General features: G+C 63.7%; 18 protein-coding genes. 12 read left to right on the plus strand and 6 right to left on the minus strand.

From position 1 onward, the window contains the following. Positions 1-295: 295 nt before the first annotated feature. The 3 genes from AC51GR_RS00005 to AC51GR_RS00015 all read right to left on the minus strand — a co-directional run bounded on the left by AC51GR_RS00005 (position 296) and on the right by AC51GR_RS00015 (position 3,166). On the minus strand, positions 296-1,150 hold the full coding sequence (locus AC51GR_RS00005) for an ABC transporter permease (RefSeq protein ID WP_496322574.1): 855 nt from the start codon (positions 1,148-1,150) through the stop codon (positions 296-298). Continuing rightward, positions 1,147-2,127, minus strand: coding sequence for an ATP-binding cassette domain-containing protein (locus AC51GR_RS00010; RefSeq protein ID WP_496322575.1), 981 nt, complete (start codon positions 2,125-2,127; stop codon positions 1,147-1,149). The genes AC51GR_RS00005 and AC51GR_RS00010 overlap by 4 nt, the downstream gene beginning before the upstream one ends. A 217-nt stretch (positions 2,128-2,344) precedes the next feature. Next, positions 2,345-3,166: a VOC family protein gene (locus AC51GR_RS00015; RefSeq protein WP_496322576.1), complete on the minus strand. Its 822-nt coding sequence runs from the start codon at positions 3,164-3,166 to the stop codon at positions 2,345-2,347. 143 nt (positions 3,167-3,309) lie between these two features. Here AC51GR_RS00015 and AC51GR_RS00020 point away from each other — a divergent pair, with 143 nt between their 5' ends. From AC51GR_RS00020 to AC51GR_RS00040, 5 genes are all read left to right on the plus strand, one after another. Further along, a complete protein-coding gene (locus AC51GR_RS00020; RefSeq protein ID WP_496322577.1) occupies positions 3,310-3,714 on the plus strand; it encodes a TOBE domain-containing protein in 405 nt (134 codons plus the stop codon). Then, positions 3,711-4,499, plus strand: coding sequence for a molybdate ABC transporter substrate-binding protein (gene modA, locus AC51GR_RS00025; RefSeq protein WP_496322578.1), 789 nt, complete (start codon positions 3,711-3,713; stop codon positions 4,497-4,499). Before AC51GR_RS00020 ends, modA begins: the two co-directional genes overlap by 4 nt. Then, entirely contained in the window at positions 4,496-5,296 is an 801-nt protein-coding gene (locus AC51GR_RS00030; protein ID WP_496322579.1) for an ABC transporter permease, read from the plus strand. The genes modA and AC51GR_RS00030 overlap by 4 nt, the downstream gene beginning before the upstream one ends. Next, positions 5,293-6,354 (plus strand): sulfate/molybdate ABC transporter ATP-binding protein, encoded by a 1,062-nt coding sequence (locus AC51GR_RS00035; RefSeq protein WP_496322580.1) that lies wholly within the window; start codon positions 5,293-5,295, stop codon positions 6,352-6,354. Before AC51GR_RS00030 ends, AC51GR_RS00035 begins: the two co-directional genes overlap by 4 nt. A 145-nt stretch (positions 6,355-6,499) precedes the next feature. Continuing rightward, on the plus strand, positions 6,500-7,570 hold the full coding sequence (locus AC51GR_RS00040; protein ID WP_496322581.1) for an ABC transporter substrate-binding protein: 1,071 nt from the start codon (positions 6,500-6,502) through the stop codon (positions 7,568-7,570). Positions 7,571-7,645: 75 nt separating this feature from the next. Here the strand turns inward: AC51GR_RS00040 and AC51GR_RS00045 are convergent, their stop codons facing one another. Further along, positions 7,646-8,710 carry an NADP-dependent oxidoreductase gene (locus tag AC51GR_RS00045; protein ID WP_496322582.1) on the minus strand — a complete coding sequence of 355 codons (1,065 nt, stop codon included), beginning with the start codon at positions 8,708-8,710 and terminating at the stop codon, positions 7,646-7,648. A gap of 108 nt (positions 8,711-8,818) precedes the next feature. Here AC51GR_RS00045 and AC51GR_RS00050 point away from each other — a divergent pair, with 108 nt between their 5' ends. After that, on the plus strand, positions 8,819-10,402 hold the full coding sequence (locus AC51GR_RS00050; protein WP_496322583.1) for an MFS transporter: 1,584 nt from the start codon (positions 8,819-8,821) through the stop codon (positions 10,400-10,402). Positions 10,403-10,434: 32 nt separating this feature from the next. On the opposite strand, the gene AC51GR_RS00055 is transcribed toward AC51GR_RS00050, so the two are convergent. Together AC51GR_RS00055 and AC51GR_RS00060 are read right to left on the minus strand one after the other, a co-directional pair. Then, positions 10,435-11,223 (minus strand): SDR family NAD(P)-dependent oxidoreductase, encoded by a 789-nt coding sequence (locus AC51GR_RS00055; RefSeq protein WP_496322584.1) that lies wholly within the window; start codon positions 11,221-11,223, stop codon positions 10,435-10,437. A gap of 103 nt (positions 11,224-11,326) precedes the next feature. Next, entirely contained in the window at positions 11,327-12,361 is a 1,035-nt protein-coding gene (locus AC51GR_RS00060) for an ABC transporter substrate-binding protein (RefSeq protein WP_496322585.1), read from the minus strand. Between the two features lie 252 nt (positions 12,362-12,613). Here AC51GR_RS00060 and AC51GR_RS00065 point away from each other — a divergent pair, with 252 nt between their 5' ends. The 6 genes from AC51GR_RS00065 to AC51GR_RS00090 all read left to right on the plus strand — a co-directional run bounded on the left by AC51GR_RS00065 (position 12,614) and on the right by AC51GR_RS00090 (position 19,678). Beyond that, positions 12,614-13,939 carry an FAD-dependent oxidoreductase gene (locus AC51GR_RS00065; protein ID WP_496322586.1) on the plus strand — a complete coding sequence of 442 codons (1,326 nt, stop codon included), beginning with the start codon at positions 12,614-12,616 and terminating at the stop codon, positions 13,937-13,939. A 209-nt stretch (positions 13,940-14,148) separates the two neighbouring features. Continuing rightward, positions 14,149-15,189, plus strand: a complete 1,041-nt coding sequence (locus AC51GR_RS00070; RefSeq protein WP_496322587.1) for an ABC transporter substrate-binding protein — start codon at positions 14,149-14,151, stop codon at positions 15,187-15,189. A 36-nt stretch (positions 15,190-15,225) separates the two neighbouring features. After that, complete coding sequence (locus AC51GR_RS00075; protein ID WP_496322588.1) at positions 15,226-16,014, plus strand: SDR family NAD(P)-dependent oxidoreductase; 789 nt, start codon at positions 15,226-15,228, stop codon at positions 16,012-16,014. Then, positions 16,011-17,177, plus strand: a complete 1,167-nt coding sequence (locus AC51GR_RS00080; RefSeq protein WP_496322589.1) for an ABC transporter ATP-binding protein — start codon at positions 16,011-16,013, stop codon at positions 17,175-17,177. The genes AC51GR_RS00075 and AC51GR_RS00080 overlap by 4 nt, the downstream gene beginning before the upstream one ends. Continuing rightward, positions 17,174-18,874 (plus strand): ABC transporter permease, encoded by a 1,701-nt coding sequence (locus AC51GR_RS00085; RefSeq protein ID WP_496322590.1) that lies wholly within the window; start codon positions 17,174-17,176, stop codon positions 18,872-18,874. The genes AC51GR_RS00080 and AC51GR_RS00085 overlap by 4 nt, the downstream gene beginning before the upstream one ends. A gap of 39 nt (positions 18,875-18,913) precedes the next feature. Continuing rightward, positions 18,914-19,678, plus strand: a complete 765-nt coding sequence (locus AC51GR_RS00090) for an SDR family NAD(P)-dependent oxidoreductase (protein ID WP_496322591.1) — start codon at positions 18,914-18,916, stop codon at positions 19,676-19,678. Positions 19,679-19,727: the final 49 nt, after the last annotated feature.

Genomic DNA, 19,727 nt, shown 5'->3' on the forward strand with positions numbered 1-19,727 from the left:
GAGTCTTGCGAGGTACGAGGTCGCGGTCAAGGTCGCCGTGGAGATAGGCGCTGCGCCAGCGTGCTAACTGTCGGAGGCTGAACGGTTTGTCCTGCAGCCAGGCGGTCTTGCTGCCGTGGCGCTGTTGCAGGTAATCGAGGACGAACTCTCGTTTCTCATCGGTGGTGAAGGCGAGCATCGGGCTTCCTCTCGGTGCGGTGACTCACCTTGAGGCTGACACGGAGGGGCAACTGCATTATCGGCACGGTCAACGGTGATTTCGGCACGCTCGACGGCTGGGTGCGGTCTGGATGGGTCAGTCGGTGGTGCGCTTGTGGTACGCGATCAGGGCGAACGGGGCAAAGATCAGGGTCAATGCCACCGACCACAGAATCGTGGCAAGTTCGGGATTCTGAAGTGGCCAGGGCGCCCCGGCCGGAGCGGTCGGACCATTGCCCCACAGTTCCCGCATGGCCTGTACCAGTGCCGAGATGGGATTCCACTCGGCGATGGTCCGCAACCACGACGGCATCGGTGCGGTCGGAACGAACGCGTTGGACAGGAACGTGATCGGGAACAACAGAGTGAACATCACGCCGTTGACCGCCTCGGGCGACCGCATGATCGACCCGATGAGGATCCCGAACCAGATCATCGAGAAACCGAACAGCAATACCAGGGCAAATGCCAGGACCGCCTTGAGGAATCCCTCGTTGATACCCCAGCCGATCAGCAGGCCGGTGACAGCCATGACCACGATGCCGATCGATGAGTGGATCAGTGCGGCCACCGATCGGCCGACCAGCACCGATGATCTCGACATCGGCAGCGACCGGAACCGGTCGATGATGCCCTTCTCCAAATCGTTTGTGAGACCGAGCGCCACAATGAAAGCGGAGAACGCGATTGTCTGGCCCATGATCCCGGGCAGTAACCACTCCTTGTAGTCGAAACCCGAACCGGGATTGATCGATGCCCCGAAGACGTACGCGAACAGCAAGACGAACATGATCGGCTGAACCGTCACATCCGAGAGCATCTCGGGCTGCCGTTTGGTGTGGATCAGGTTGCGCCGCACCATCACCAACGATTCCCTCAGTAGGTCGGGACGGCCTCGGGTGAACTCGCGGGTGGCCTGCTTGGCGGCCGTACCGGCGGCAGTGGTGGTCATGAGTTGGTCTCCTCGGTGTCGGCATCTTCTGCGCGATGCCCGGTGAGTGAGAGGAAGACATCATCGAGGCTGGGGCGGGTCAGTCCGATGTCGTCGACCTCGATTTCGCTGCGTTCGAAGATCCCGGCGATCTTGGTCAGATCGGCGATCCCGTTGGCAGCCGCGGTCAGTTGTCTGGCCGATTCGTCCACGAACACTTCTCCGCTGTTCTCGCGCAGAAGACGTGTCGCCTCTGCCAGGTCATCGGTTCTCGAGACGGTGAGCACCAGGCTGGCGTTACCCGCCTGCTCCTTGAGCTGCAGCGGCGTGCCGGCTGCGATGATCTTGCCCTTGTCGATGACGACGATGTCCCGGGCGAGTTGATCGGCCTCTTCGAGGTACTGCGTGGTGAGAAGCAAGGTGGTGCCCTGCTGCACCAGCGAGAGCAGAACGTCCCAGAGTTCCTGGCGGCTCCTGGGATCGAGGCCGGTGGTCGGTTCGTCGAGGAACAGCACCGGCGGCGACGCCAACAGGCTGACCGCGAGGTCGAGTCGTCGGCGCATGCCGCCGGAGTAGGTCTTGACCACCCGATCGGCCGCATCGCTGAGTGAGAACTGCTCGAGCAACTCGTCGCCGGAGCGCCGGACCTGTTTGCGAGGCAGACCGTAGAGGCTGCCGATCATCCAGAGATTTTCGCGGCCGGTCAGCAGTTCGTCGACGGTGGCGGCCTGCCCGGTCAATCCCATGCTGCTGCGGACCAGGTCAGGATGTTCACCGACGTCGTACCCCGCAATCCTGGCCGTGCCCGAGGTCGGCGTGCTCAGGGTGGTCATCATGCGCACGATCGTGGTCTTTCCGGCGCCGTTGGGACCGAGCAGGCCCATGACCGAACCCGGTGGGACATTGAAGCTCACCCCATCGACGGCCCGGACGCCGTCGAATTCTTTGACCAGATCGATGGCCTCGATCGCGTAGTCGGTTGCTGTGGCGGAAGTCATAGTCGTAACGGTAGCGACGTGGTCCGACACAAGGCCAGTGGATTTATTGCCGCCCGCCGTGGTTTTACTGCCAAGGACTGACACTGGGATTCTCCCTGATGGTTGTTGGCAAGGTGTCGATGCCGATCTTCCGACTTCAAGCGCACATGAAGTCAAGGGCCGGACGTGATCCCCATACGTTCATATCGTTGTGGACGAAGAAATTCCGACGGCCCGATCAGGATTCGAGGACCTGATGCAGTTTGATCATCGCGCCCCAGGGGTCGCCGATCGAGGCGAGGCGTCCGTACGGGGTGTCTTCCGGGGCCTGGATCACGGTGCCTCCGAGTTCGGTGGCCTTGGCCGCCGACGCGTCCGCATCCTTGACGCCGATGTAGATGGACCAGTGTGAGGGGAGCTCCGGTGGCAGGTACTTCGAGGCGTCCATGATCCCGGCGTGACCTTCGCCGGGGCCCTGATCTGAGAGCGCGAGTTGGCTGTACCGGAAGTCGTCGGTGTCGCTGACCGTGACCACGGTATTGCCCAGGACGTCGCGGTAGAAGTCGACGGCGGCCGGAAAGTCGGTGCTCTGCAGTTCGAAGTAGCAGGGTGCTCCGGCTTCCATCTGAAGCTCGAAACCCTTGTGCGATCGAGGTTCCCAGAATCCGAATACCGCTCCATGGGGATTGAGTCCGGGCGCCGTCTCCGGGTTGCTCCCGCGGTCCGTGGCGATGGCCATCGTCCCCAGCTCGGGGATCTCCATCGGCTCGACGAGGATGCTCCCACCGGCTTCGGTGACCTTCTTGGTCGAGGCATTGATGTCGGAGGTCTGGAAGTACATCCCCCAGAAGTCGGGTGTGCCGGGTGCCATCTTCGGGCCGATCCCGGCGATGAGTTTGTCTTTATAGGTGAAGTTCGCGTACCCGCCGAACTGCTCGTCCGGTTCGGTGCACTCCCAGCCGAACAGTTGTCCGTAGAACTTCGCGGCCGCGACGGGCTCTGAACTGGACAGGTCGAACCAGACGGGGACGCCGTCGGGTCGGGAATCGATGGTCGGCATGGCTGTGGTCTCCTCGGGGCGTCGGATCGAAAGCTTCACAGGCATAGACCAGGGTGCGGTCGAAAAATCATCGCGAGACAGCGGTTCCGCATACGCGGATGGATCACCTTGACAGAACCGCAGAATCGGACGAATCTCAGTGGGTGACCGACCTCCGAATCCGGGAAGCCGCCGAACTCCTGGGGATCAGCGACGACACCGTGCGACGGTTGATCGCTGCAGACGAACTGTCCGCGCACACCGACGCGAGTGGCCGCCAGGTGGTGGACGGGGCAGAGCTGGCAAAGCTCGCCAGGGAACGGGCGCCGGTGCTGTCCTCACCCGATGCGCCTGTCTCGCGGTCGGCCCGCAACCGCTTTGTCGGTCTGGTGACCGAGGTGCGGTCCGATCCGGTGATGAGTCAGGTGACGATGCAGTGCGGACCGTTCGAGGTGACCTCCTTGATGAGTACCGATGCGGTGCGCGAACTCGACCTCAAACCCGGCTCGGTGGCGACTGCCGTGGTCAAGGCGACCAATGTCATCGTCGAAACGCGGCCCGTCGAATGAAGTCGCGAAACGCCACCGGGCTTGCTCTTCTGTTGTCGGCGACAGTGCTGATGGCGGGATGTTCGTCGGACGGCGACGACAACTCGACGAGTGGCCCCGATGGGGGAGGTGCCGACGAGGTCACGCTCACGGTCTTCGCCGCGGCATCGCTCAAGAACGGTTTCACCGCCCTGGCCGAGCAGTTTTCCGAGGACAATCCGTCCATCGAGGTGCGGTTCAACTTCGACGGGTCCCAGGCGCTCGTCACCCAGATCCGGCAGGGTGCCCCCGCGGATGTGATCGCCACCGCCGACGAGACGAACATGGCGAAACTTGTTGACGCAGTGAGCGATCCGCAGATCTTCGCCACCAACGTCCTCACCATCGTCACCCAAACGGGCAATCCGAAGAACATTCAGGGCCTGGCAGATCTCACCAGATCCGATGTCAGCACCGTGATCTGCGCCGCTGCGGTGCCTTGCGGCGTCGCGACCGCGAACGTCGAGGAGAACACCGGTGTGGACATCGAGCCGGTCAGTGAGGAGACCGCGGTGACCGGTGTGCTCACCAAAGTGCAGACCAGGCAGGCCGATGCGGGGCTGGTGTACATCACCGACGCGACCGGGGCGGGTGAGACGGTGACCGCAGTGTCCGATCCTGCCTTCGCCTCGGTGGTCAACGCATACCCGATCGGTGTCGTTGCAGCGAGCGAGAACAAGCAAGCGTCCCAGAAGTTCGTCGACATGGTGCTTGGTGCCCGGGGTGCCACGTTGTTGCAATCGATGGGCTTCGGTCCGGCAAAGTGAAAACCACTGGACTGAAGGCGGTTCCGGCCTGGCTGTACATTCCGGCCGTGATCGGGGTGGTCTTGGTGGTGCTGCCGCCGATCGCACTGGCGGTGAACACGCCGTGGAGTGAGTTCTGGGGCAACATCACCTCGGATGCCTCGCGGGACGCACTTTTGCTGAGCCTTCGGACTGCGACGATCAGCACCTTGCTGTGCATCGTGCTGGGAGTGCCGATGGCGATCGTCTTCGCCCGCCGTACCGGTATGGTTTTTCGCCTGCTGCGCTCGGTGGTGCTCTTGCCGCTGGTGCTGCCGCCGGTGGTCGGCGGCATCGGATTGATCTATGCCTTCGGCAAATTCGGTCTGATCGGCGAACATCTGGTGGCGCTCGGTATCGATATCGCGTTCTCGACAACAGCGGTCATCCTTGCTCAGACCTTCGTGGCGCTGCCCTTCCTGGTGATCAGCCTCGAAGGCGCCTTGCGCAGCGTCGGCAATCGGTATGAACAGGTGGCGGCCACATTGGGGGCATCGCCGACACATACTCTGTGGAAAGTGACCATGCCGCTGGTGTTTCCGGCATTGCTCTCGGGAATGGTGCTGGCTTTTGCGCGGGCGCTCGGTGAGTTCGGCGCAACGATCACGTTCGCGGGCAACCTGCAAGGAGTCACCCAGACCGCGCCCTTGGCGATCTACGTGGAATCGATCAACGAACCCGAACAGGCTCTGCCGCTGTCGATGGTGCTCGTACTGGTGGCCTTGCTGGTGGTCATCGCGGTGCATCTGCGCGATTCTCGTCGGACGGTGGCGATATGAGTGGGGATCTTGTCGCCGAATTGCACAGTGGGGTTCCGTTTCTGGACCTGCAGGTGACAGTTCCGGCCGGGACGACGGTGGCGGTCCTGGGCCCGAATGGCGCCGGCAAGAGCACGTTCATGAATCTGTTGGCGGGTCTGATCAAACCCTCTGCCGGAACGATGACCATCGGAAAGCGTGAACTCGTCGGTCCGAAAGTATTTGTACCACCGCACAAGCGGGGTGTTGCGATGCTCTCGCAGCAGGGCATGCTCTTTCCGCATCTGACGGTCCGGCAGAATGTTGCCTTCGCTCCGGCGGCGGCCCGACTGCCCCGCGCGCAGGTGCGATCGCTGACCGATCGATGGCTCGAAGCAGTGGACGCGATGGACCTGGCGGATCGCAAACCGGCACAACTGTCGGGTGGGCAGGCGCAGCGGGTGTCACTGGCCCGGGCATTGGCGGCCGATCCGGAGCTCCTGTTGCTCGACGAACCGTTCAGCGCACTCGATATCGATGTGGCCCATCGTATCCGGGTGCTGATGCGTGGCATCCTCGCAGACCGTGCGCGCACGACCATGTTGGTCACCCACGACATCGCCGATGCGGTCACTCTGGCCGACTCGGCGATCATCCTGGGGGAGGGCAGGATCGTCGACCGTGGTCCCGTGCGTGAGCTGCTCACCAGCCCGGCAAATCAGTTCGCGGCACAATTGGCGGGTCTCGATCTTGTTGCCGGACAGTGGGATGGAGATGCGCTCGATGCAGGGGCCTTCCACATCACCGGGATGGCCGATACCCCGCTGACCGTCGGTGATCCGGTCATGGCCGCGTTTTCACCGACCGCGGTCGCGATCTATCGGACACCGCCGACCGGCAGCCCACGCAACGTGGTCAAAGCGGTTGTCACACGGATCGTTCCGCAAGGTGATCTGGCCCGCGTCGATACCGGCGTGGGTGCCCAGACGGTCGCCGCGGCGATCACGTGGGCCGCTGTGGCCGAACTCGACCTGGCCGCCGACGACGACGTCTACCTGGTGATCAAGGCCAGCGAGGTCACGCTGTACCACCCGCGTTGACGTCCTCGAGGCGGCCATTTCGCCGTCGAGAGCAGCAATCAGAAGAAGTGAGTGATTGACATCACCATCCAAGCGGTCTAAGTTAACTGAACTGATATCAGTTTGAGTTACCGGTCCTGATATTCCCCCCCGCGGTAGGCAATTGATGCTGTCGCGCCATTCTGGAGGTCTTTTTTTGAATTCGTTTGCCAGGGCAACACGTGCGGTCGGCATTGTCAGCGTTCTCTTGCTTTCCGCCGCATGCGGAGGCGAGGAGTCCGCGTCCGGGCCAGTCGAGGGTAACTGGGAGGATGTGGTCACCGCCGCTGAGGAGGAAGGTGTCGTCCACCTGTATTCCACGCAACACCCGGAGAATCTAGAGGCGCTGAAAGTGGCTTTCGCGCAGGAGTATCCAGCGATCAAGCTCGAATTCACCCGCGGCACGGACGTAGAGACGAATCCGCGCGTCGAGGCAGAGGTGAGAACCGGGAAGGGCACTGCTGACGTGCACATGCTGTCCGACCCGGCGTGGGCGGCCGCAGCGGCCGATTCCGGTGCGTACTCGGTGGACATCGTCGGACCGGCGTTCGACGATCCGGACTACGACCGCGAGGGCAGCGTACTGAACGACAAGTTCTTCTTGACCAGCGCGGCGATCATGGCGCTGGGGTGGAATGTCAACGAACTTCCGCAAGGTCTGCAGTCCCCGGATGATTTACTCGATCCAGCTCTGCGCGGTCGGATCGGCGTAGTCAACCCCTCTGGCTTCGCTGCTGTTGTGGATGAATATCAGTTCTTCGAGAAGCGTTGGGGTGACGGTACGTTCAATGAAGAGTTGGCGGCCCTTGATCCGCGTGTCTACCCCAGCTCGCTCGGTATCGCGCAGGCGTTGAGCTCAGGCGAGATCGTCGCCACGCCGATGGTGCAACCGTTGGTTCGTGAGATGGAGGCCGGGGCGCCGGTCGACTGGGTGCTTCCGGACCCGGCGTGGGGGACACCGTGGTACTCCCACGTTCTGGCATCGGCGCCACACCCGAATGCCGCACAGGTGCTGGCGAACTTCTTGGTCAGCAGCAAAGGGCAGGAAGCACTGTCGAAGGGTTATGGCAGCGTGCTTTCTGGTATTCCGGGATCCGTTGGACGGGCGCAGGATATTCCGTTCCCCGATACGTCCGCGTTGACGCCGGAGAGTATCGCCAAGTATCAGGAGCAGTGGGAGAAGATGTTTGTGGGTTGAGATCGGCGAATTGCCGTCGCCGCGGTCAGGTTTTCGTGAACCGGACCCTGGCGGCGGCTTCGCTGCTGCTGGGCCTCAGTCCAGGCGGCACAACGTCTTTCCCCTGGTGTGGCCGTTCAACATTGCGACCAGCGCGGCAGGTGCCTGATCCAGGCCGTGATACACCGATTCCTGGTGATGCATGGTTCCGTCGGCGAGGTGCTGCCCGATCTCAGTGCGGATCGTGTCCGAGAGGTGGTTGAAGGAGCCGGCGCGAAAGCCCTGCAGGCGCAGGCTTTTTGCGGTGATCTGAAACAGGTTTGACGGACCGGGCAGCGGGCTGCTGCGGTCATATGTCGACACGGCGCCGCAGATGGCGATGCGACCGTTCTCACGTAGCACATCGAGCGCCGCAGCGAGATGGTCACCTCCGACGTTGTCGAAGTATGCATCGATCCCGTCGGGCGCAGCCTCGGACAGCAGTGTGCGGAGGTCGCCGCTGCGGTAGTCGAACGCTCGATCTGTACCGAGGTCGGTGGTGAGGTGGCGGACCTTGTCGGCACCGCCTGCGGACGCGACAACCCTGGCCCCGCGGAGCCTGGCCAGTTGCACCGCGATACTCCCGACGGCCCCGGCGGCCGCGGACACCCACAGCGTGTCGTCCGGTGTCAGTTCGAGGATCTCGAACAGTCCGACGTACGCGGTCAGGCCGGAGCTGCCGAGCGGCCCGAGGAACCATTGTGGCTCAAGGCCTCCGGTGTGGATCGTGGTCAGTGCGCCCGCGCCACCGAGCGCGCCCTCGGCGCCCGCATCGACGGCCGCGTAGTCCCGGTAGCCGTGCATATGGGAGACCAGGTCGCCGACGGTGAAGTCGGGGCTGCGGGACTCGACCACCACGCCCAGTGCCAACCCCGCGAGGGGATCACCGGCGCGCAACGGGGGTAGGTATCCGGCCGGCGCGTTGCTGCCCAGCCGGATTCGGATCGACGGATCGATCGACAGCCAGCTGTTTTGCACGAGGACCTGTCCCGGCATGAGCTGTGGAACGTCTGCTTCCGCGATCGTGAAGTGCTCTGCGGTGAGGGCTCCGGTGGGTGCCGAGGCGAGGCATACGACACGGTTGGCGGTGGTGATGACGAACCTCCGATGAGTGGGATGCACTACCCGGTAAACAAAGGTGAGTTCAGTTTGGGTATTCGCCCGAAAGTAGCACACACTCGGTATCAACTGAACTAAGTTCAACTACAGACCGATCAACGGAGTTGGAACATGATGAGCAACGCTCAGACGATGAGCCTTGTTGCGCCACTGCGGGTGCGGCGGTTGCGCAATATGCTCGGCTTCTCGCTGAGCGCAAGTGTGGGCGTGTGGATTCTGGTGCTGGCCGTGCAGTGGACGCTCGCCGAAGCCGGGGAATCGGCGGCAACGGTGTCTCTGGTGCAGTTCGCTGCCAGCCTGCCGTTCTTCTTGCTGGCCCTGCCGCTCGGTGCGCTCACCGAATTCGTCAGCCATCGGGCACTTCTCGTCGGGACCTCACTGGCTCTGCTGGCGGCGTCGATCCTGCTGTCTGTTCTGCAGCAACTCGGCATGGCCGGCACGCCGGTTCTGATGAGCGCGGTGTTCATCGCCGGCGCGGGCCTGGCCTCGGTTGCCATCGTGTGGCAGGCATTGTTGCCGCACATCGTCAGTCGAGACATGTTGATGGTGGTCCCGGCCATCGACGGCGCGGTGTTCAACGGCGCGCGGGCGGTCGGGCCGGTTGTCGGTGGCGCAGTGCTCGCCGGGTTCGGTGCGACCTGGGCGTTTGCGCTCATCGCCGTCCTTTTCGCGCTGTGCGTCGGGATCTCGGCATGGAACGTTCCCGGTGACATCGGCCGGGCCGCCACGCATCAACCCGTGACCGCAGCCGTCGGTGGCAGCCTGCGGTTCATCCGGCACAGCCGGTGGACGCGACGGTTGTTGTTGCGTCTGACCATGTTCGGCATACCGGCGAGTTGTCTGTGGGGCCTGCTTCCGATCGTGGCGCACGAGCGTCTCCAGGTGAGCACATTCGAGTTCGGGGTGCTGTCCGGAGCGATCGGGGTCGGCGCCGTGCTCGGTACCGTCGCCCTGATGCCCGTACGGGCGCGATTGAGCTGGAATCACTTTGTGGCACTCGGTTCGGGGGCCTATGCGGTTGTGCTCGCCGGGATGGCGATCGTGCCCTGGTTCAGCGTCATGTTCGTCCTGCTGGTGGTGGTCGGGGCGGCGTGGGTGGGCGTGCAGAGCACCTGGATGATCGCCACCCACGCGGCCGTCCCGCCGTGGATCAAGGCGCGGGTGATCGCGTTCATCATGCTGATGTTCCAGGGCAGTCAGGCCGTGGGTTCGGTGTTGTGGGGTGTCCTCGCCGACGTTGTCGGCCTGCACTGGGCAATCCTGTTGTCGGCGTTGATGATGGCTGTATCCGCGGTTGAGGTCGTGCGGCGCGGGATCATGCCCAGCGACCAGATCACACCGGATCTCGCCCAGGCTCCGGCTCCGGTTGCTCCACCACCCGGGCATGAGGGCAAATGGGTGATCATCGAGACCACCTACCGGGTGGTCCCGGAAGGCGCGAGCGGATTCGTCGCGGCGATGGACGAGCTGCGGCGCTCGCGCCTGCGACTCGGTGCCAGGCGATGGACCCTGGCCACGCCGGCGGATGCCTCCGACACCTTTGTCGAATACTGCATGTTCAAGGACTGGTCGGAATATCGGTCGCAGGAGACCGAGCGGCTCACGGTACCGGAGTACCGGCTGCGCACGCTCCTCACGGAGTACCTGGTGACAGAACCGCGGACGCGGGTGCTGATCGAACCGAAGACGCCGTGAGGGGCATGAACACAGTTATTGCACAGCGGTTCTCAGACCGTGAACCGGCCACCGTTGCTCAGTAGGACGACGCCCACGAGGTTGACGGCGGCATCGGATGCCAGATACAGGATGTTGTCGGCCAGTTCCTGGGGGGAGGCGTACCCGCGGGCACCGCTGCCGGCCATCGCCTCGCGCAGGTGCGCCGGGGTGCGGGCCGCCATACCGGTGTCCACCGGGCCCGGTGCGACGGTGTTGACCCGAATCCCGAAGGGGGCCACCTCCTTCGCCACGGATTGACTCAGGGCGTGCACACCCGCCTTGGACGCACTGTAATGCGGGTAGCCGATGAGGGTGTCGAACCCGGACGACGATCCGATCGTCACGATGGCGCCACTCCCGGCCGGCTTCATGGCGCGTACCGCCTCGCGCAGGACGAAGAAGGTGCCGTCGAGGTTGATCGACATGACCCGGCGCCAGTCGTCGTCCTCGAGATGCGCGAGGATGTCGATCGGTTCGCCCTTTTCGGCGGCGTCGTACATGCGCTGTTTGCTCTTGGGGTCATCGACGCCTGCGGCATGGACAACGACGTCGATGCGGCCCTGGTCGGCAAGGATGGCCGCGAAAGCGGTTGCCACCGCATCCGAATCGCTGACGTCGAGTCCGATGGCCTGCCCGACTTCGATCTCGGCTGCGACCGCCTCCGCGGCGGCGGCGTTCACATCACAGAGGTAGACGGCGCGGGCCCCGCGGTCGGCGAGTGCCTTGGCGGTTGCCGCACCGATGCCGGATCCGGCGCCGGTCACCACGGCGATTTTGCCGGCGAACTGATTGTCGGTCATCTTTTGCCTTTCGGTTGGGGGTCATACGTCCGGCGACCGGAGGTCGCGGGACGACAAAGCCCGCGTGCGGCCAGTCAACGGCGGCACGCGGGCCGGAGGTCTGTCAGTTGAAGACTTGCTCGAGCTCGTCGCGATACTTGTCGGCGCCTTCGCCGGAGGTGACGTCGGTGTTCTGGTCGGGGAGTTCCTGTGCCAGTGCAAGGGATCCCTCGATGTCCGGTAGGACCGAGCTGTATCCGACGGAGGTGGCCGCCTGGCCTGCTGCGGTGACCATGAAGTCGGCCAGGACCTGCGCGGCATTCGGATGCGGTGCGGTGCCCAGCGCGAGCCCGTACCACTTGGCACCCCAGATATGTTCGCCTGCAGCCCATTCGACCGGTGCGCCGGCCTCCTTGTTCGGCAGCATCGGGTCGGCCATCAGTCCGGCGCTGATCTCACCCGAGGCGATCGCCTGCGCGAGTGGCTGGTTGCTGGGGTACATCCGCGGATTCTGTTCTGCCAGTTGCTCCAAGATTCCACGCCCGCCGTAGTACTTCTCGGTGTGGGCGTAGTAGTCCAGGTAGGTGGGCGATGTCGCCGGGTTGACGATGCCGATCTTTCCCTTGAGGGCCGGATCCAGCATGTCCTGCGGTGTGGAGACGCCACCGGGCAGCAGGCCGGTGTTCCAGCCGAATCCGAGGAGCACCGCGCCTTCGAGGAAGTATCGGTCGGCGATGATGCTGCTCTCGCGGTTGTAGTCGGGGTTGTCGAAGCTCGGCCCCACCAGCGGAACCGCGGCGTCACTCTCTTCGTTCGCATTCATCCACGACACGTCCGTGATGACCGCGAGGTCTCCGATCCCCTTCCCGGAGCGGCTCTCGGCGTCGATCTTCGACAGCAGGTCGGCGTCGACACCGCGAACGATCTCCAGGTCGATGTCCCGGTATTCGGCCTCGAATGCGGTCTCGAGCGCTGCGAGCCGAGGGGCGGCCTGCGTCGAGTAGATCGTGACCTTGCCTTCTTTGTTGGCCGCGGCGACGACCTCGTCCCAGGAACCGGAGACGGGTTCGGAGGTACCCGATGAGCTGTTGCCGCACGCGGTCAGCGTCAGGGCAGCCGCGGCGACCGCGACCGTGGCGCGGATGAATTTGCGATTCATTTCGGGGCGTCCTCTTTCCAGAAGCTGAAGTTAATTCAATTCACCCTAAAGTGACGCGCCACACAATGCAAGCGTTGTATGCAATGGACCTCGCCTCTGATGGACTGGTGATTGACACCGCTTACGGTTCGTGAAAATCTAATTGAACCGATATCAGTTCTGTTTTGCGCAGTTGGTCTCGTGCGGCCCGGCGAGGGTGGCCGCGGGGCTGTGCGAACGGCCGGCTTCCGGCCCGTCCGAAGTGAGGAATTTATGTCCAACGAAGCCTTTGACCTCCTGGTTGTCGGTGCCGGCATGGCCGGACTGACCGCAGGCGCCAAAGCCGCGTCGAGCGGCAAGAAGGTCTGTCTACTGGAGGTCGGCGGCGACGTCGGCGGCTCGGCACGGTTCGCCGGCTATGCCTGGACTGCTCCCACCCATGAGGTGATGGACGCCGAGAATCCGCGTGGAGACGAGGCGCTCAAGCGCGCTCTGGTCGACCGCTTTCCGGGCGGGGTGGACTGGATCCGCTCGGTCGGAATCGATGTCGACGACGCCCAGCGAATCCTGAGTTTCGGGGGGCAGGGCCACAAATTCGACACCAACCACTACATCGACACCTGCCGCCGGATCGTCCTCGACGCCGGTGGTGAGGTCTTGCTCCGTACGGAAACCGACAGTCTTGTCACCGTCGATGGCGTCGTGACCGGTGCCCGCGTGCGAACCGGTCCCGGTGAGTCGCGAGAGATCTCGGCTGCGTACACACTGCTGGCCACCGGTGGTTTCCAGGGCGACAAAGAGCTACTCGCCCAGCACGTCCATCCCGATGCCGGGAAGATGCAGTTGCGGTCGAACCCGAACAGCTCTGGTGCCGGGTATCGACTGGCGATGGCGGTCGGTGCAGGTGCGGGGCCGGACAATGTCGGCTTTTACGGCCACCTGATCCCGAGCGGCGTGCAACTCGCGGACCCGGCCGATTTCGTCGACATGTCGCTCTACTACAGCGAACACGCGTTGCTGTTCAACCTCGACGGCAAGCGTTTCGTGGATGAGACACTCGGCGATCATCTGACGACGATGGCCCTTCTGGACCAGCCGGAGAGTCGCGGGCTGCTGATCGCCGATGCGCGAGTGCACCGGGACTGGATGCTGGCGTCCTACGTCGAGGGAGCCGTTGCTCTCGACAAATTCGAGTTGGCCGGCAAGCGCGGCGGCCGGGTGGGTATGGCCGAAGAGCTCGAAGAGCTCGAGTACCTGCCAGAGGAGTGGGGCTACGACGGTGTCGCCATAGCTGCGGCGATCACCGAGTTCAATCGCGCCGCCGAGGGCGGTCAGGACCTGACGCCCGGGCGGGAGCGGGATCGCGAACCGCTCACGGAGGGTCCGTACTACGTCATCGAGACGGTCCCGGCCGTCACTTTTCCCTTCCACGGGATCTTGATCGACGACCAGGCGCGAGTCCTGGACACAGCGGGTGTTCCGATACCGGGCCTGCTTGCGGCCGGGTCGGATACCGGTGGTCTGTGGCACGAAGCGTATGCCGGCGGCATCGCATCGGCCCTGGTCTTCGGGCTGACCGCGGCCGCCACGGCGTCCTGATCAGCGGATCGGGTGGGCCTGCTCGGAGCGTGCGATCGCCACTGCACCCAGAACTGAAAACAAATTCAGTTCAATTGTCCGAAAGTGATTGACACCACAGCCGACGAACAGTAACTTTCAAACTGAAATCAGTTCAGGGAAGATGTATGCGGATCCCGAACTCCCACGCACGTTCAGGGCTCGTCGTCGAGCCCGAAGGGACCAGGAACATGAACACCCTTTCCAAGGCAATCGGGGCCGCGGCCACAGCCTTTGCGTTGCTCGGCACCGTCGCGTGCGGTGGCTCGTCGGGTTCATCGAACGCAGCCGTCGACGGAAGTTGGGACGACGTCGTGGCGGCGGCCAACGACGAGGGCAGCGTGATGCTCTACTCCAGCCAGAAGCCCGCGAACCTCGAAGCGCTCAAGGTGGCTTTCGAGGCGAAATACCCCGAGATCACCATGGAGTTCGTGCGTGGCACCGACCCGGAGATCAACCCCCGGGTCGAGACCGAGAGCAAGACGGGCAAAGGCACCGCCGATGTCCACATGCTCACCGACGCGTCGTGGATCAACACCGCCGCCGAATCGGGTGCGTACTCCGCGGAACTCCTCGGACCCGCTCTCCGGGCGCCGGCGCTCGAACCCGAACGCAGTGTCATCAACAATCGGTTCTTCCTCACCAGCGCCGCGGTCTTCTCGATGGGGTGGAACACCATCGCCGTACCGAATGGGTTGAGCACTCCCGACGACATCATCGATCCCGCATACAAGGGCAAGATCGGCATCGTCAACCCGACCGGAATCGCCTCGTACGTCGACATGTACCGCTTCTTCGCCACCAACTACGGCGAGGACTACTGGAAGCAGCTCGCGGCCCTGAATCCCCGCGTCTACCCCAGCGCACTCGGTGTCGCCCAGGCGCTGACCTCGGGTGAGGTGGTGGTCAGTCCTTCGGTTCAGCCCCTGGTGACCGAGGTGAAAGCCGGCGCGCCGGTCGACTGGGCCCTGCCGGCCAAACCCTGGGGAACGCCCTGGTACACACAGGTTCTCAAGGCTGCCCCGCATCCGAACGCGGCCCAGGTGCTCGCAGACTTCTTGGTGACCGTGGAAGGCCAGACCGCCTTGAATGACGGCTATGCCGCGGTTCTCCCCGACATCCCGGGCGCTGTTGCCCGGGCGCAGGACATCGCTTCTCCCGAGACCGGCGATCTCACCCCGGAAAAGGTTGATCAGTACTCCCAGGAGTGGTCGAAGCTCTTTCAGAGCTGACGCCCTGCGGACACGAACCCGAAAGGTACGACGAAGATGGATGACACGGCAGCTTCGCTGCGCGGAATCACCGTATTGGTGACCGGCGCGTCCGGCGGAATCGGTGGCGCGAGCGCCGAACTGTTTGCGGCGCAGGGTGCGACGGTGTACCTCACCGATGTCGATGACGCAGCGGGGCAGGCCCGGGCGGATGCGCTGGGGCCGAATGCTCACTACCTCCATCTCGATGTGACCGATGAAAGTGACTGGGCGGCAGTCACATCGGCCATGGCGGCGAGTGGTCATGTGCTCAACGTCCTGGTCAACAGTGCCGGTGCGGCAATCAAGGCGCCACTCGAACAGACGTCGCTGGACGGGTTCCGGAAGATGATCGACCTGAACCTGGTCGGTACCTTCCTCGGAATCAAGGCCGCGGCCGAGGCGATGACCGCCGGCGGTTCGATCGTCAACCTGGCCTCACTGCGCGGCGTCCTGGCCACCGCGGAACTCGGTGCATACGGGGCCGCGAAGATGGGTGTGCGCGCACTGACAAAGGTTGCAGCACTGGAGCTCGCCGACCGGGGCATCCGGGTCAACGCGGTCTGCCCGGGCAGCATCGAAACGGAGATCACCTCGGTTCCGGACTTTGCCGCCGATGACACCGTGGCCTACGTCCGCAGCATTCCGATGCAGCGGCGGGGCTCGTCCGAAGAAGTGGCGAAGTCGATCCGCTTCCTCGCCACCGACGACAGCGCATACATCACCGGAACCGACCTGATCATCGACGGTGGTCAGGCAGCGGGCGTCCGGACACCGAAGATCTCGACAGAAGGAGTCGCGAAATGACCTCTCAATTCAAGGTTTCGGGTCTGAAAAAGACCTACGGAACGAATGTGGTCGTCGATGAACTCGACCTCGACATCGAGGAGGGCGAGTTCCTGGTCCTGCTCGGACCCAGCGGATGTGGCAAGACCACCACGCTGCGCTGTCTGGCCGGACTCGAGACCCCACAAGATGGGTCGATCGCGTTCGGGGACAAGATGGTCTTCGATTCCGCCGCCAAGCTCAATGTTCCTGCGCACAAGCGCAATATCGGCATGGTGTTCCAGTCTTACGCGCTGTGGCCGCACATGACGGTCCGCGAGAACATCAAGTACCCCCTCAAGGTCCGCAAGCTGAAGCAGGCGATCTCGGAGGGTGCGGTCGAGGCCGCAGCCGACATGGTCGATTGTGGGGCGCTGCTCGATCGGTACCCCTCCCAGCTCAGCGGTGGCCAGCAGCAACGCGTCGCGGTGGCCCGTGGGCTGGTGGCCCAGCCCGACCTGGTGTTGTTCGACGAACCGCTCAGCAACCTCGATGCCCGGTTGCGAGACCAGGTGCGCTCACAGATTCACCAGCTACACCGGAAGCTGGGTTTCACAGCGGTTTTCGTCACCCACGATCAGGCGGAGGCGTTTGCGCTCGGTGACCGGCTGGCGATCATGAAGTCGGGCAAGATCGAACAGTACGACGCCCCGGAACACGTCTTCGAGAAGCCGGCCTCGGAGTACGTGGCCGCGTTCATCGGGATGGGTAACCGGCTCGAACTCAAACGGGGTCACGATGGCTGGATCACCAGCGCCGGTGACATCATCGATCTGAGCGGCGCCGTGGTGCGCGACCGGGCCGACGAGGGTCAGAGTGCGGTCGCCAGGTTCCGGCCGGACGACGTCTTCCTGCACGGGTCGCTCTCTGATGTGCCGGCCGGCAATGTCGCACTGCACGCAGAGTTGGTCGATCACGAATACGGTGGCCGGTACTTCGATGTGATGGTCAAGACCGGAACCGAGCAGCTGTCGTTGCGGGCCAGGGCTTCTGATCACGGAGCTCGGCTGCGTCAGACAACGGCCGGTGCGCCGATGGTCATCAGCTTCTCACCGGACAGTCTGCGGGTCTATGGTGATCCGACCGGTTCCTCGGCAGCCGACCCCGGCCTGGTCGCGGTGGGCAGCGGGAGCATGCCGTCATGACAACTGTCACCGCAGCGGCACCCGCGCGATCTTTCACGATCCCTTCCCACTGGCGGGCCCGGATCGGATACTTCGTGATCCTGGCGGTGCTGGCGTACCTCGTCGTGCTTCCGATGGTCCGGTTGCAGATCCTGGCCTTCGAAGACGGTGCCGCGGGGTACAAGACCCAATACGGTCGTTATGACATCGCGAAGACGCTCTGGACCACGGGAGCGCTGGCCGTCGGCTCGCTGGTGATCGCGATGGTGCTCGGCACACTGCTGGCGTACGCGGCCAGTCGCCTTCCGCAGAAACTGGCCTGGCTCAAGGTCATCCCGATCCTGCCGATCGTGATGCCAGCGGTCGCCAACATCGTCGGCTGGGCATTTCTGCTCTCGCCCGGGCCCGGCTACCTCAACGTGCTGCTCCGGAAACTTCCGTGGTGGAGCGATCTCGAATCAGGGCCCGTCGATGTGTACAGCGTGCCGTGGATCATCATCCTCACCGGCTTCGGACTCACGTCGTTCGTCTACCTGTTCGTCAGCTCGGGGATGCAGAACATCAGTTCCGAACATCTCGAGGCAGCGCAGACCAGCGGCTCGTCGACAGCCGGGATCTTCTTCAAAGTCGTTCTCCCACTGCTGCGCCCATCGCTCATCTACGGCGGCGGTATCGCGTTGCTGCTCGGGCTGGGACAGTTCACCGGACCATTGATGCTCGGCCAGAACAGCGGTGTGAAGGTGCTGACCACCGAGATGTATCTGCGGGTCTCGCAATCACCCTCTGACTTCGCCGCCGCTGCGGCAGCCGGGTCACCCCTGGTGATCTTCGGCCTGGCGGTGGTCCTGATCCAGAAGGGGCTGCTGGGCAACCAGTCACGGTTCGTGACCCACGGTGGAAAGTCTTTCGTCAATCCCACCGGAGGCGGCAGGTGGGCCGCTGCCACGATCGCGATCTTCTCGCTGTTCGCGTTGGTGCTGCCGCTGATCGGCCTGATCATCGTCTCCCTGACTCCGTATTGGTCGGGTTCGCTGAGCTGGGATCTGTTCACGCTGGCCAACTACCGAGAACTCTTCGAGACCAACGCGATCGTGGAATCGGTCATCACCAGTGTCGTGACATCGATCGGGGCCGTGGCCGTCTGTATCCCGATCGGCTATCTGATCGCGAATCTCCTTGTGCGAGGGCGCCGGTTCAAGATCCTCGGCCTGATCGCAGATCTGATGACGGCCCTGCCACTCGGTATCCCGGCGGTGATCTTCGGTGTCGGCTTCCTGATGGTGTACACCGAGCCGCCGTTCATCCTGTACGGCACCCGGACGGTGATCATCCTGGTCTACATCGTGCTGATGCTGCCGTTCGCGGTCCGCATGCAGATGACGTCGATGCTGGCGCTGGGCAACACCTACACCGAGGCGTCGGCCACCAGTGGTGCCTCGCCGATGGTGACCACTCTGCGAATCATGTTGCCGCTCATGCGTCCCACGATCCTCAGTGCCGTTGCGTTGATGTTCATCCTGCTCACCCATGAGTTCGCCGCCTCACTGCTCGTCCGGGCATCGACCACCCAGGTGATGGGCACCCTGCTCTATGACATGTGGCAGAACGGTTCGTACCCACTGGTCGCTGCGATGGCACTGCTGATGACGGCGGTGACCACCGTGGGTGTTGCGATCGCGATGCTCTTCGGTGGACGTAACGTGCTGAGCAAGCTGTAGACGGGCGGGCAAACTGTGAGCCAAAAGGATTCAGGGACCATGACTTCGATGAATACCCGACTGCTCGACAAGGTCGTCCTCGTGACGGGGGCCACCGGCGGGATCGGCATCGAGATCGTCGCCCGACTGGCCGCGGAGGGCGCCCATGTGGCGGTCACCGATGTGGACGGACAGGCATGCGCGGCGCTGGTTGCTTCTCAGGAGCAACCCGATCGGCACCAGCCCCTCGCTCTCGACATCACCCAGGAATCGCAGTGGCAGAGCGTCGTCGAATCCGTCCGCGGGCGATACGGGCGCATCGACGCCCTGGTGAACAACGGCGCCATCGGCAGCCTGGAAACCGTGGTCGATGAGGACCTCGAGCGATACAACCGGGTCATCGCGGTCAGCCAGACCGGTACCTGGCTGGGGATGAAGCATGCCGGCGCGGCCATCGAGCAGAGCGGTGGCGGCTCGATCGTCAACATCTGCTCGATTCTCGGTAGCGTCGGCGGACTGGGCAACAGCTTCGCCTATGCGGCCGCCAAGGGGGCTGTGCGGACGATGACGAAAAACGCTGCGTTGCACTGGGCCACAAAAGGGGTGCGGGTAAACTCCCTGCACCCCGGGTTCATCGAGACGCAGCCCCTGCTGGATCGCTACGCGGGCAGCGATCGGTACCGGTCGATGGTCGCCCACACCCCGATGGGGCGGCTGGGCCGGGCGTCGGAGGTGGCTGCGATGGTGGCATTCCTGGCCGGCGACGACTCGACCTTCGTGACCGGTTCGGAAATGTACGTCGACGGCGGCTGGACCGCTGACTGACCTCACCACAATCGTCCCGAATGGTGATGCCCGAGGGAATATTTCCCTC

The organism is Williamsia sp. z71, assembly GCF_059553375.1.

Excerpts from the sequence above, each read along its gene's own strand:
- AC51GR_RS00075 (WP_496322588.1), top strand. The coding sequence starts at position 15,226 with ATGGATGACACGGCAGCTTCGCTGCGCGGAATCACCGTATTGGTGACC.
- AC51GR_RS00055 (WP_496322584.1), bottom strand. The coding sequence starts at position 11,223 with ATGACCGACAATCAGTTCGCCGGCAAAATCGCCGTGGTGACCGGCGCC.
- AC51GR_RS00080 (WP_496322589.1), top strand. The coding sequence starts at position 16,011 with ATGACCTCTCAATTCAAGGTTTCGGGTCTGAAAAAGACCTACGGAACG.
- AC51GR_RS00015 (WP_496322576.1), bottom strand. The coding sequence starts at position 3,166 with ATGCCGACCATCGATTCCCGACCCGACGGCGTCCCCGTCTGGTTCGAC.
- AC51GR_RS00040 (WP_496322581.1), top strand. The coding sequence starts at position 6,500 with ATGCTGTCGCGCCATTCTGGAGGTCTTTTTTTGAATTCGTTTGCCAGG.
- AC51GR_RS00005 (WP_496322574.1), bottom strand. The coding sequence starts at position 1,150 with ATGACCACCACTGCCGCCGGTACGGCCGCCAAGCAGGCCACCCGCGAG.
- AC51GR_RS00035 (WP_496322580.1), top strand. The coding sequence starts at position 5,293 with ATGAGTGGGGATCTTGTCGCCGAATTGCACAGTGGGGTTCCGTTTCTG.
- AC51GR_RS00065 (WP_496322586.1), top strand. The coding sequence starts at position 12,614 with ATGTCCAACGAAGCCTTTGACCTCCTGGTTGTCGGTGCCGGCATGGCC.
- AC51GR_RS00010 (WP_496322575.1), bottom strand. The coding sequence starts at position 2,127 with ATGACTTCCGCCACAGCAACCGACTACGCGATCGAGGCCATCGATCTG.
- AC51GR_RS00060 (WP_496322585.1), bottom strand. The coding sequence starts at position 12,361 with ATGAATCGCAAATTCATCCGCGCCACGGTCGCGGTCGCCGCGGCTGCC.
- AC51GR_RS00070 (WP_496322587.1), top strand. The coding sequence starts at position 14,149 with ATGAACACCCTTTCCAAGGCAATCGGGGCCGCGGCCACAGCCTTTGCG.
- AC51GR_RS00050 (WP_496322583.1), top strand. The coding sequence starts at position 8,819 with ATGATGAGCAACGCTCAGACGATGAGCCTTGTTGCGCCACTGCGGGTG.
- AC51GR_RS00090 (WP_496322591.1), top strand. The coding sequence starts at position 18,914 with ATGACTTCGATGAATACCCGACTGCTCGACAAGGTCGTCCTCGTGACG.
- AC51GR_RS00085 (WP_496322590.1), top strand. The coding sequence starts at position 17,174 with ATGACAACTGTCACCGCAGCGGCACCCGCGCGATCTTTCACGATCCCT.
- modA (WP_496322578.1), top strand. The coding sequence starts at position 3,711 with ATGAAGTCGCGAAACGCCACCGGGCTTGCTCTTCTGTTGTCGGCGACA.